This window comes from Acidiferrobacter sp. (genome assembly GCF_054609335.1).
In genome coordinates this window covers 1-12,182 of record NZ_JBTRWP010000071.1, presented here as the reverse complement: position 1 = coordinate 12,182, position 12,182 = coordinate 1, and the positions used below count along the sequence as shown (strand labels likewise).

9 protein-coding genes and 1 pseudogene are annotated in these 12,182 nt (G+C 59.0%); 1 reads left to right on the top strand and 9 read right to left on the bottom strand.

The genetic code is table 11. From position 1 onward, the window contains the following. Positions 1-284 precede the first annotated feature (284 nt). The 6 genes and pseudogenes from ACYCTF_RS13215 to ACYCTF_RS13190 all read right to left on the bottom strand — a co-directional run bounded on the left by ACYCTF_RS13215 (position 285) and on the right by ACYCTF_RS13190 (position 9,165). A complete protein-coding gene (locus tag ACYCTF_RS13215; protein ID WP_461285015.1) occupies positions 285-1,205 on the bottom strand; it encodes a hypothetical protein in 921 nt (306 codons plus the stop codon). Next, on the bottom strand, positions 1,202-2,125 hold the full coding sequence (locus ACYCTF_RS13210; RefSeq protein WP_461284257.1) for a gamma-glutamylcyclotransferase family protein: 924 nt from the start codon (positions 2,123-2,125) through the stop codon (positions 1,202-1,204). The genes ACYCTF_RS13215 and ACYCTF_RS13210 overlap by 4 nt, the downstream gene beginning before the upstream one ends. A gap of 275 nt (positions 2,126-2,400) precedes the next feature. After that, complete coding sequence (locus ACYCTF_RS13205; protein ID WP_461285014.1) at positions 2,401-4,875, bottom strand: two-component system response regulator; 2,475 nt, start codon at positions 4,873-4,875, stop codon at positions 2,401-2,403. 9 nt (positions 4,876-4,884) lie between these two features. Next, positions 4,885-5,334, bottom strand: coding sequence for a response regulator (locus ACYCTF_RS13200; protein WP_461284255.1), 450 nt, complete (start codon positions 5,332-5,334; stop codon positions 4,885-4,887). Then, a complete protein-coding gene (locus ACYCTF_RS13195; RefSeq protein WP_461284254.1) occupies positions 5,318-7,438 on the bottom strand; it encodes a PAS domain S-box protein in 2,121 nt (706 codons plus the stop codon). Before ACYCTF_RS13195 ends, ACYCTF_RS13200 begins: the two co-directional genes overlap by 17 nt. Positions 7,439-8,166: 728 nt before the next feature. Continuing rightward, positions 8,167-9,165, bottom strand: a pseudogene (locus tag ACYCTF_RS13190) (helix-turn-helix domain-containing protein). An 86-nt stretch (positions 9,166-9,251) separates the two neighbouring features. Between ACYCTF_RS13190 and ACYCTF_RS13185 the strand changes: the two are divergent. Further along, entirely contained in the window at positions 9,252-9,968 is a 717-nt protein-coding gene (locus ACYCTF_RS13185) for an EamA family transporter (protein WP_461284253.1), read from the top strand. Positions 9,969-10,684: 716 nt separating this feature from the next. Here the strand turns inward: ACYCTF_RS13185 and ACYCTF_RS13180 are convergent. From ACYCTF_RS13180 to ACYCTF_RS13170, 3 genes are all read right to left on the bottom strand, one after another. Continuing rightward, positions 10,685-11,035: a type II toxin-antitoxin system PemK/MazF family toxin gene (locus ACYCTF_RS13180; protein ID WP_461284252.1), complete on the bottom strand. Its 351-nt coding sequence runs from the start codon at positions 11,033-11,035 to the stop codon at positions 10,685-10,687. Then, entirely contained in the window at positions 11,017-11,226 is a 210-nt protein-coding gene (locus ACYCTF_RS13175; protein WP_461284251.1) for a hypothetical protein, read from the bottom strand. Before ACYCTF_RS13175 ends, ACYCTF_RS13180 begins: the two co-directional genes overlap by 19 nt. Positions 11,227-11,736: 510 nt before the next feature. After that, positions 11,737-12,182 (bottom strand): transposase (locus ACYCTF_RS13170; RefSeq protein WP_461285013.1); only part of this gene is annotated, 446 nt, incomplete at its 5' end.

Genomic DNA, 12,182 nt, shown 5'->3' with positions numbered 1-12,182 from the left:
GTGCGATACTCCGTCGTATAGATCGCTTTTTGGTGATTCTGTGGCTTCTGTTTCCGACTCATATAAACCTCCGATAGGGTAATTATCCCTGAACCGGAGGTGTCTGTGAAAGTGGGGCAAGGTCAGACTGGCAACAGACGGAAAAGCAATAAGCCCCCGCCAGGCGAACGTGCGGCGCTAAAACACTGTCATTCCGCGCCTTAAGCGATGCGCGCCTTATAGTCATCCTGGTCTAGCGCATCCTTAACGTGCCAATCATGTGCCCTGCCTCTTCGGCCATACCCTTAAACGCCCTGCCCTTCGCAAGGGACAATTTTATCAAAGTGCGCATCGATCTCCGATGGGTAAAAGTCGCGCCAACCTTTTTTTAACTTCAGCCCTGACCGCCCAGCCGCCTGACATTCCGCAATGCTACGGATGTTCTCAAACCGTCCGATGGCCACATCCCTCTTGCTAAATTCGTACTCATGGGTCGTTATAGAACGCTTATCCAGCGTGGCATCATACGACTTTATGATAACCAATACATTTTGGCCCGTGCTCGCGTCATCGCCTTCCTCTAGTAGATCTATAGTTTGCGTGTCCTTGTCACTATCACGTTCCACTTCCCCTTTGTGGATGAGATATTTTGTGTCAACTGCCTCCTCTATAAGGCCTACGTCGATGTAAATACGAAAGGGATTACCGGGTTCCAAGACGGCCCTTTTGGCATTCCTGACCTTCAGAGAATAGTGTTGTATTGTAGATGATTGCTTATCAAAGTATTTAAGGATCACCTGTATGTCTATGTCAAATATCGCTGCATCTTCGTCATTTAATATACGGAAGACCAGATAGGGGCGATCTTCGCGGGAACTTCCACCTTTAAGGCATTTGTAGTCGTAAAACGCTATTTTCTTCGAGAACCGAAGGGAGTTCTCGGAAAACATAAGGCGAAATATAAATATCGCCTGCCATATGGCCGTTATAAATATCACGAAAACGTCGAATAGCCATTTTAGTACAGCGTCGGAACGCGGTACATGAATATTGCCAGGCCGAAAAGAGAACACGAGGTAAGAAGCGGCCTGCTCTACGGATAAATTATGGCTGGTAGATAGAACGACGCTTAGGCACGACGTCAGGAAAAAGAGCGCGCCTATGTAAAGGAGGATTTGCCAGGAAAGCGACACTTTTATGAGCTTCTTTCGGATCGCCCTAATCATGTTGCGTAATTCAGTATCAATCGGGCGAGGAAGTGGCCAGATCGCCGGATCTGGGCTGCATGCTCGGTGGTCAGGGCGGGATTTTTTAGTAAGTAAACCGATGTCCACGGATCGGGGCTTGCAAGGCGGCGCCCTATCTCTTCCTCGTGGCAATGCATGCACTCATAATAAGGAGAGTGAGGGTCCTTGGCTACGGCCCGTAAATCTTGCGCAGCGAGACTTGGGGTACTGTTCCGGCCCAGATGGATATCGTTCCCGCTGTGCGCCAAAAACACCGCATGACCAAAATCATGTAGCAAGATGACAGAGGAATCCTTTTCATCGAGCAGATAAAGTCTGCGACCGTCGTCCCCCCAAAACACCTGGCGAATATCGCTTATAGCCGCCTCTACGGGATCAGTGGTGGCGGTGTAGTCGTTATAGAATCCCGGGGCCAAAGTATCGACAAAAAGGGCGCCAAGGAATCCCATATTTATGTAGTCCGCGCTGATATGAGGAACTGTCTTGGGGTACAGCAGGTTCAAACGACCCGGTGGGGACAAGTATGTATATACGGGTTCGCCCGACTTCAAGTGGAAGCCTTGATAGGGTTTAAGGCTTTCGGTGATCTCGGTGCGCGTGTAGCCGACCTCCCTACTGTCGACATGCACGATGTCGTTGGCGTCTATCTCAAAGCAAACCCCGTTGACGAAGCCTGGTGCAGGTGCGAGAGTCGCCCAGGAAAAACATCTGACGTCCTCCAAGGTGTTGAGATAAATATAATGCTTTGGTGATTGGAGCGTGGGGTGTCGATAGCTTGTCCAGACTCGGCGATAACCGCTCAACCGGGCGGGGACGAGCAGGTTTTGAGCCGTATCCTGCGTGCTAAAGCGGACAGAATCGGAGTTGATCAAGCTCAGGTAACCAAATATGTAGGGCAAGCTATCCTCGTCAATTCGGTGCCGCGCCATGGCGCATCGATCAGGGAAAAGAGGTACTGGACAATGGGATTTGCTACTCAGGCTATCATAGGAGCCGCGGGGCGATAAAGGAAAGAACTCCGAAAAGGGTACCGCCCCAGCCTGCGGCCCCCATTGGGGTCGTGGCTAACGATCTCTGTGCGGCCGCGAGGCTCGTATCGTCCGGGTCAATATGCGGCGCCCGGTATCGCTTTTGGCCTTAGTTGACGCGCGGCTAGGCTGGGGTTCCGTCCCATTTACGGCGCCGTGTCGCCCGTGGGCGGCGCGAAGGGTCTCCCGCGCGCCAGAAGCTGCCCACACTCCTCCGCCGGCACGGGGCGAGAAAAGTAATATCCCTGAAGAACATCACAGTCGAGGGCCATGAGCCGGCGCACCTGCGCGACGGTCTCGGCGCCTTCGGCCACGACCGATAGCGAAAAGGTGTGGGCCAATTGAATGATCGTCTGGGTCACGACTTCGTCACGAGGATCACTCCCGAGCCGCTGCACGAAGGACCGATCGATCTTCAGGACGTCGAGAGGGAATTCGCGCAAGTAGCCGAGCGCACAGTAACCGGTGCCAAAATCGTCGACACTGGAGCGGACGCCTCGCCGACGGAGTTCCCCCAAAACCTCGACCGTGTGGGTGAGATCCCGCATGATCACGCCCTCGGTAATCTCGATCTCCAAAACCTGCGCCCCAAGTCCTGTGGCCTCAAGGGCGCGATCCACGACCTGGAGGAGGTCGCCAAAATTAAAGAGGCGCGCGGAGATATTGACCGCCATCGCCATTTCGGGCAGCCCTTGTCGGCGCCAGCTCACCGCCTGCGCGCAGGCGGTGGCCAGCACCCATTCGGTGATCGGAACGATGAGACCTGTGTCTTCCGCTATGCCGATGAACCGACCGGGCGGTATGAGGCCTAATTCCGGATCCTGCCAGCGGATGAGCGCCTCGACGCCGACTACGCGCCCCGTCTTGAGGCAGACCTGGGGCTGGTAATGGAGCACAAACTCGTTCTGCGCCAGCCCCCGATGCAGGGCATGCTCGGTCGCGAGCCGCTCCGCCGCGTCTGATGACATGTGTGGCCGATAGCGCGCAACCATATCCCCGCCATCACTAAGTGCGCGCGCCATGGCGCTATCGGCGTGCTGCAAGAGCGCATAGGGGTCGGTGGAGTCATCGGGATACAGTCCGACCCCCACGCTTGCGGTCAAGAACAACTCCTTGCCCTGGACCATGAGCGGCTCGCCTACTGCAGCGCGCAGGGTCGCAGCGAGTTCCTTCCCTTCGTCGGCGCTCGCCACCTCCTGTACGACAACGAACTCACTGCCACCGGTACGCGCCAAAATCGTCGACTCCGGAAGCCCCCTCGCCAAGCGGGTGGCCGCCGTCTTCAGGATTTCCTCGCCCGCCCGATGGCCCAGCGTCTCGTTTATGAGACTGAACCGATCAATGCCCAGAAGCACCACCACCACGTAAGCGCAATTCCCGTGCGCCCTCGCAAACCACTCCTTGAGATGCTCTTCCAGGAACTGACGATTGGGCAGATCCGTCAGAGAGTCGTGGTAAGCCAAATAAACGAGGCGCCGTTCGTTACGTACGCGCTCGGTCACATCCCGAAAACTCCAGACGCGCCCTATTACCTGCTCACCGTGCCTCTGTGGTTGCGAATAGTACTCGATCGCGCGTCCGTCCTGTAAAGTCCATACCGCCGACCGCGTTTCCCCGGGCTGCTCGTAGAGGTGGCGGATGACCTCCGACTGCGACTTGGGCTCACACACAAGTGCCATTATCACCTTCTCCCGTTCCGCCCAAGACCGTCCCGGAACACCGGGCCACCCCCATAGATCACAATACTGCTTATTGAAGTGAACGATATTCTGTTGAAGGTCCGTAACCACAATAGCATCGGCCGTCGATTCGAGGGTCGCCCGCAGAATCGAAAGCGAGCGCTCGAGATCCTCGCGTACACGCACAAGCTCGCTTACGTCGCGTCCTGTAGAAATGAAGCCTACGATAGTACCCGCCTCATCTTTGAAGGGCGTGAGCGTCTTCGCCTCGAAATAATGCTCGCCGTTCTTGCGCTTGTTGGTAAAAACCGCACGGAATTCCTGACCTGCAAGCAGCGTGCTCCAAAGATCTTTATAAAACGATCCATCATGAAGACCCGAACGAAAGATCGCCGGTGTCGCCCCCACGAGCTCGGATTCGCTATAGCCGGTCTGCCGACTCGCCGCGGGGTTCGCGTATTCTATGCGCCCTGCCCGATCGGTCAGCAACACGGCGTCCGCGGTCTGTGAAACCACTCTCGAAAGCTTGCGTCTCTCATTTTCCAGGGCTCGCCGCGCGCGACGTCCCTCCGCCTCCCGCAGCTCTCTTTGCATTGCGGGCACAAGTCGCGAAAGGTCTTCTTTAAGGATAAAGTCATGGGCGCCCGCGCGCATTATGGAGGCAGCGCGACTCTCACCAATTGTGCCTGTCACAAGTATGAGAGGAATGTCTATCTTACGCTCGGCGAGCGCCGCGAGGACATCGTGGGGGCTTAACTCGGGCATCGAATAATCGGACAAGACAATATCATACGCACCGTTGTCGAGAGCATAGGCAAGGGCTTGCCGCGACGCGACCCGCTCGATGATTGCCGACAAGCCTCCTTTTTCGAGGGCGCGGCGCACCAGCGCCTCGTCATCCTCGACGTCCTCCGCCAGCAACACTCGAAGAGGTGCGTCCATAGTCTCGTCCTACCCGTGCATCGGCGGGGCCGAGTTCAAAACCAGCCAATACAGACCCAACTGACGCACCGCCTCCATAAACTGGGCAAAATCGACCGGCTTACGAATATAGCTGTTGGCGCCGAGTCCGTAACCTTCGATCAGATCCTGCTGCTCCGCGGACGAAGTGAGGATCACGACTGGCAATAGCCTAGTGCGTGGGTCCGCCCGCAATCGACGCAGGACGGTTAGCCCATCGACTTTAGGAAGCTTTAGGTCAAGCAGCGTCAATATCGGAAGGCCCTGGCCCCCTTCCGCGTTGGTCTTCTCGTCGAAAAGATATTCGAGAGCCTCGGCGCCATCATGGGCAATAACGACTGGGTTTGTGATGTTATTCTTTGCAAAGGCGCGGCGCGTCAACATTTCATCATCAGGATTGTCTTCGACCAACAGGATGCAGCGTTCAGGTACGGGAAGCATCAAAATCCCCCTCGTTGGGTATCGTAAAGGAAAAACGGGCGCCCTTACCGACCTCGCCGTGGGCGCGCACATCACCGCCGTGGCGCCGCACGATCCTTTGGACGATTGCCAGACCGATGCCCGTCCCCTCAAAATCATGGCTCGCGTGCAGGCGCTGAAACACGCCGAAAAGGCGATCCGCATATGTCATATCGAACCCCGCACCGTTGTCACGCACAAAAATCTCACGGACGCCTTCCCTGGACACTTGGCCGACTTCTATGACCGCATCGGTACGCTTCGACGTAAACTTCCAGGCATTCGCCAAAAGGTTGGTCAGCACTTGACGTATCAAGACGGCATCAGCCATCACGCCGAGGCCCGCCTCGATACGCCACTCTACGTCGCGGTGAGTCTTGCCCGCCGTCAAAGTATCGGCGATCTCGTAGGCCATGGCGCTCAGATCCACGGGAGAACGCACGAGTCGAGCGCGACTCACCCGTGAAAGCTGTAGAATGTCATCGATCAATTGCGCCATCTTCTGGCTCGCGGCGCGCACGCGGGAGAGATAATCCCGGCCGGTTGCATCTACCAGGTCGGCGTAATCCTCAAGCAAAGCCTGACTGAACCCATCGATGCTTCGGAGCGGTGCGCGCAGATCGTGAGAAACCGAGTAACTAAATGCTTCCAGCTCCTTGTTAGCCACATCGAGATCGATAATCCTCTGTCGCAAATCCCGATTCAGCGCCGACAGCGCCTCGGCCGCCTTGCGACGCTCGGTCACGTCCTCCATAAATCCGTCGAAATAGACTTGGCCTGCATCGCGTTTACGCACGGCGCTCAAAAGCGCCCAGAACTCGCGCCCCTGAAGGGTGCGCAGCAGGACTTCGCGATCCGCCCCCAAGGTCACCGGATCCCACTGCTCAGAAAATATCACGCGATCCTCGTCCCGTACAAAAAGCGTAGCCAATGGCTGCGCCAACAACGCCTCACGCTCGGGTGCGTCAAACAAAGTGAGCATCGCGGGATTCACCTCGACAAAACGCGCGGGGTTGGCGGCCTCGACTCGAAAGATTCCGGCGCTTATGTTAGCGACAAGGGCCTGGTAGCGCTGGTGCACGAGCTCGAGCGCGCGCTCCGCCGCGTTTCGTGCGGTGAGATCGCGCAGCAGCCCTACGAACCGCCGCCTTCCGCCATCAATCGAGCCGACCGAGAGCTCGACCGGAAATAGGGTTCCGTCCTGGCGCACAGCGGTCACCTCGCGCAGCTGGCCGATAATACGCCGCTCCCCTGTCTCAAGATGCCTCCGGAGATACCCCGCGTGCTGACTGCGGTCAGGCTCCGGCATCAATAGCTCGATACACTGGCCCCGGACATCCTCGGCGGCCCTCCCAAACAAGACCTCGGCGGCCGGGTTGAACGCCTCAATGATACCTCCTTCATCGATTACAACGATGCCATCGGGGGCCGCCTCAAACAAGGTGCGATTGTAGGCAATCAGATCATTCATCTTGCGGATCTCGGCGCGCATAAGTCGCCAGAGGGGCATAAAGATAAAGAGCGTAAGCGCGCCGAGCGCGCTTACCATAAGAAAGAACTGGTCGCGCGCGAAGACCGCCAAGTCGGTGTTATCGCGATCGGCGGCGTGCTGATAGGCAAGAACCCGCCGATTTAAGGCAGGAACGAGCGGTCCGTCGGCCGCAGCGACTACAGTCTTCAAGGAGGCTGCGGCATGCCCGCCACCTCGGGCTGCGGCCCGCAGCGCCCCCACAAACGCGGCGAGACGCGCAGTCAGCTGTCCCGGGCGGCTTGCGCGCAGGGGCGGCAAGGAGCGCCAAAGACGCCACATGATGTGTGCCTGCCTCCGCAACGCCGCGCGCAGGGCCGGTCTTTTGGTGAAGGGCGCATCGGCAAGACGCATCGCTAACAACGCGCTGCGCTGAAGATGCATACGCTCCAGGCCAGCGCGATTAATGAGGTGCGCGTCAGCGCGGATCGCTCCTATGCGGTCCGCGAGCGTGACATGGATTAGAAGGGCCAGTGCGCCCAAGATTACGATGACCCCGCCGTGAGCGCGGGTCATGCGTCGCAGTGTGCGTTCTGAGCTTAGATCTGTGTTCGCCACCCACCCCCACCGAGCCATCATGCTCCGAAAGCCCGGATGGCTTGTCCCTAAGCATAGACAGTATGTCATACCTATGAAAGGCAGTGAGCGCAATTCGGCCTTTCGAGGCCCCGGAACAGGGGAATGTGCGTGCAAGGCGATCTTTGGGTAGGCCGAGAATGTGAGCAAGCTCGCCCGTCATGCCATGAGTAGCCACGTGCTCGCCTGTATCCTGCCCCCATAGGGAGCGCAGGTTTCCTGGGATATTCCAGCATGCGCTTATGAGGTATGAATGTTGCGATTTCCCTTTATCGGACCCACTTCCATTTTGTCATGATCTTTTAGGATTACGATCCATAACAGTCACCGTGAAGCTGTATCGGCCCCGTGACAGGTACGCCCAGGTTGTTTCGTATGTGAGACATCGCAAACGCGATGAGGTGGTGGAGTTGGCAGCGGACTGTCTCTGCGCGACTTTGCAGACGATCGTCTGATTCTCCTGTTGAACCACGGCGCCACGCTGTCGCGCCTCCCTGGTGTTTGCACCACCAATGATGGCCATGCGCAGAGGATACGGCGGTGCACCAGACAGCGGCTGCACTTGGCCAATACAAGGCGCGCTCATGCGCAGTTTTCTGTCGTAACGACACGCAACAACAGCGCTTAAATCTGGCCAGCGCCGGTCTTGTACTCACCCGCATGTTGCGGTCGCCATGAGCGGTCATGCGCCGCTCGACATAAGCGCCGACCTAGCCCGCGCCTCCACGAAAGGTACGCCGGTAGAAAGAAGGCGGAATCTTAAAGGCCGCAGCGAAGTGCTGGCGCAACGAGACGGAGGATCCAAAACCCGCCACCGACGCAATCCGGTCGATTGATTGGTCGGTTGTCTCTAGCAACCGCTGCGCGAGCGCGAGCCGCTCATTCACAAGCCATGCCCCCAGGGTGGTGCCGGTCGCCTGACGGAACCGACGGGTGAAGCTGCGTCGGCTCATCAAGGCACGTTTAGCCAAGGAATCTAGGGGATGGGGTTGGCCCAAATTTCTGGCCACCCAGGCCAGCACCTCGGCAAAACGGTCACCGGAAGTCGGCGCCACGGGGACCGGCCGCTGGATATATTGCGCCTGGCCGCCCGGGCGGTGTGAGGGTACCACCATACGTCGGGCCACGTAGTTCGCGATCTCGGCGCCGCATTGCACCCGCAACAGATGCAGGCAACAGTCAATACCAGCCGCCGTGCCCGCGGACGTCACCACATCGCCGTCGTCGATGTACAGGACGTCGGGTCGTACTTCGACCTCAGGATAGCGGCGTGCCAACTTGTCCACCCACAACCAATGGGTGGTGGCCGGCCGGCCATCGAGGATCCCGGCGGCCGCCAAGACAAAGGATCCGAGACACAGCCCCACGAGGCGCGCCCCGCGCCCCTACGCCATGCGCAGCGCCTGGAGGAGCGATGCGGGCGGCGGCTCCTCCGGATTACGCCAACTCGGAACGATGATAGTCCCCGCCTGCGCCATATCGCCTAGCCCATAGGGCGTCTGCACCGAAAGACCAGCGCTCGTCTGCAACAGCCCGGGCTCTGCCGCACACACCAGGACCTTGAAGGGGGGCGCACCGACCGCACGACGGTCCTCACCGAACACCATGGACGGCACCGCGAGATGGAACGGGCTGATCCCGTTGAAGGCGATCACGGCAATCGTGTCGGTATCCACGAAGGGCACTCCTGCGAATGATGGCCCGATTATATCGAATAATGGCGATCGGGCCACTGGTCGGGGCGCCCGGCCCGGCTCAATAATCCTGGCATATCACCGCATCGCTCAGGATCCTCATGAAATATCTGGCAGTACCGGCGTACGCGCGCGCCACAATGGCCGCATTCCTGTGGGGGACTGCGGGGGTCGCGAGCCGTCTGGCCACACCCAACATTCCGGCCGCGGCCTTCGCCGACGCACGCCTGTTGATCGGGGGCATTATTCTCACGCTGATGTTGGGATCCCGGCGCCTGAGCACCGCGCGCGATATCAACCAGCGTGGCTCCCTCCTGCTCGCAGCGCTTGCCTTAGCAGCGTTCCAGTGGAGTTTTTTTGTCGCAGTAGCCGACATGGGCGCTGCACTCGCGACCCTCCTGACGACCACGGCTGCGCTCTTGGTAGCGAGCTTCCTGACTGCCACGACGCAGCGCGCGAACTTGACCACACGCTGGTGGATAGCCGCGATACTGGGCATAACCGGCGGCGCCTTGATTTTGGCGCACGGTCGCGCTGTCCTCACTCAAGGGATCGGCTTCGCTATTCTAAGTGGCGCCCTGTATGCGGTGTTCACGCAAGCTACGGCAGCGCTCCAAACACGCGAAGGCGACGGACTCGCATGTACCGCACTGGCGCTGCTAATCGCGGAGCTCGCGTTGACACCTGCCGCTGCACCCTCCTTGAGCTTGTTTCTATCGCCTCGCAATGGACTGATCGCCCTCTATCTGGGGCTCGCCACCACCGCGTTTGCATACGGTCTGTATGTAACAGCGCTGAAAGTGCTGACCCCCTGTTAACGATCATGTAAATCCGCGTCTTTGTGTCAGAAAGACGCGGATTTACATGATCGTTAACAGATTGAAAGCCCCAATAAACCCATCCGCTATATCCTCGGCATCCCTCAGGAACGTGCGCACCAAATCATGTGCAGCCACCATCTCTATCAACCTCGGAGCTCAAGGGGCGAGTTTAGCCTCGTTGCTTCTTTTTGTGTCGCGGCCCCTGCGCCAAGTCGGATGCCGCCACCTTTTTTTGTCGTTTCGACGAAGCTGGATTGCGCCAAATTCCTGAAGCACCTGATGCGGCCCTTTTCCCTGTTGCCGTGGTCATCTCCCTGTGCCAGAAGTTACGAAGGCGCGCCGATGCAAAAGCAAGGTTCACGCGAGACGTTTGGGAATAAGTCTACGATTCCGGGAATTACGTTGCAACGGAGACAAGGTGCGCCGACAGGCCCCCCACGGGGACAAGCAGTTTTCCGGCGCGACTGGGCCTCCCGGCCGCCCGGGTAGGCAATGCCACGAGCCAGGCCTCAACATCGGGTTGACGCCAGCGCAGATGCGAGGAACTACGGAGGAAGTTGTGCTGCTTCGGATTGATTGTTGTGCCACCCCAGCCTGCTGCGGGATAGCATCTCGGTGTCAAGCAAAGCGCCCGAGAACCTTGGCAGAAAAAACGCTGTCCCATGGAGGGCGGGAACGCCCGGCCCGGGTCGTTGCTGACAGGCGGCCTCCTATTATGGAGCGGGCGACCTTCCCGTCTGGACCAGGGCAATCACAGCGTGCCGGACGTGGGCGAGAGCGTCCGCCTGAACGCTTGCCACGACACGGACGAACAGACTCTGATGGGCCGTGAAGAGCTTGCCGGGGCGGATATAGCTTGTCCGCGCAAGGGACCCGCCCACACAGTCGTCTTCGGTAAGCATGACGGCCGCGGCGTCCCCGTACGGGTTGCTGGTAATCTGCGCGCACACCCAATCGCCACGCCCCGTATCCGCCAGAACCAAAGCCGGCCTCTTCTTCGTACCGGACAAGTCCGAGAAAGGGAACGGAATCAGGATGATGGCGCCTACTGCAGGTGCGCCCATGCCTCGTCCTCTTCGGGGCGCAGCCAGTCCTGCGCCAGAGATTGCTCCGCCGCCGCAAGCGTCTCGTCCCAGCCCGCCGGCGGCTCATCGAGCACGGTCACGAGGGCACGGTGGGGGCCTGTGACGTGCAGCGGTTCCATGAGATGGATTTGACCGTTCTCGTCAATGACCGCTTCCGCTATCTGTTTCATGGGCGCTACCTCTTCGCAAAAATCCTCGCCCGATTGTAGCACGGACCAAGCGGCCCCGACCTGCCGTGAGGCTCGCATACGGGCAGCACCGAACGTGCCCGCTTCGCGCGCGATGACGCGGCATGCCACCGGTCTCCTCGGCAGGCGCAACCCGTCTTGCTGGGCGGGCCCACATTACCGCTTACGACTGAAATCGGCCGGATGCGCCCGCGGCGGCAGGATTTTGACTCGGCATCTTCCAACTCGGTCTGGACGTTTTCCTGAACCACTGGGTCTTGCCGGAGGGAACCATGCTGCACTTCCGCCAGCTGCTTGGCGTCGACCGTTGGCTTGGGCATGATGTGCCGGCATGAAAGGCGTCCTCGAGACAGCGGTTCCGACGGCCTTTTAACGTCTCTAAACAAGTGGTTGACCGGGCCTCCCCCTGGCCCCCAAAAACCCCCACAAAGCCCATTCCGGGGTCAAGTCCAATCTCTGCTATAAATTCGATCCGGTAATGACGTCCCTTTTCTAACTCAGCGCCACGATATTGCCCCCGGCGTGCGTGGGTTGTCGCCCTGCCCACCACTCCTGGAATTCATCCATGTCGAGGTAGTGCCGCTCGGCCCAGGCCTCGTTCTGCTCGGCCAGCAGGGCACCGATAAGGCGCAGGGCCGAGTCGGTGTTCGGGAAGATGCGGATCACCCGCTCCCGGCGGCGGATCTCCTCGTTTAAGCGCTCCTGCATGTTGGTGGTGCGCAGCCGCTTGCGGTATTTTTCGGGCAGTACAATCACACTGAGAGCGTCTTCGAATCCCTCCTCCAAACAGGTGACGGTCTTGGGTGCGCTTTTTTCGAAGCGCGCAACGAAGGCGGCGAGGTGCATACGGGCCTCGGCGATATCATGGGCCTCAAAGATCCGTTTGGCGTGTGTGGCCCCCACAAACGGGGGTTGTCCACCACTTCCGCCCGATGGCG

Bases quoted from the DNA above. Each gene is read 5' to 3' on its own strand.
- ACYCTF_RS13200 (WP_461284255.1), bottom strand. From the start codon at position 5,334: ATGCTTCCCGTACCTGAACGCTGCATCCTGTTGGTCGAAGACAATCCT.
- ACYCTF_RS13215 (WP_461285015.1), bottom strand. From the start codon at position 1,205: ATGATTAGGGCGATCCGAAAGAAGCTCATAAAAGTGTCGCTTTCCTGG.
- ACYCTF_RS13185 (WP_461284253.1), top strand. From the start codon at position 9,252: ATGAAATATCTGGCAGTACCGGCGTACGCGCGCGCCACAATGGCCGCA.
- ACYCTF_RS13205 (WP_461285014.1), bottom strand. From the start codon at position 4,875: ATGGACGCACCTCTTCGAGTGTTGCTGGCGGAGGACGTCGAGGATGAC.
- ACYCTF_RS13180 (WP_461284252.1), bottom strand. From the start codon at position 11,035: ATGGGCGCACCTGCAGTAGGCGCCATCATCCTGATTCCGTTCCCTTTC.
- ACYCTF_RS13175 (WP_461284251.1), bottom strand. From the start codon at position 11,226: ATGAAACAGATAGCGGAAGCGGTCATTGACGAGAACGGTCAAATCCAT.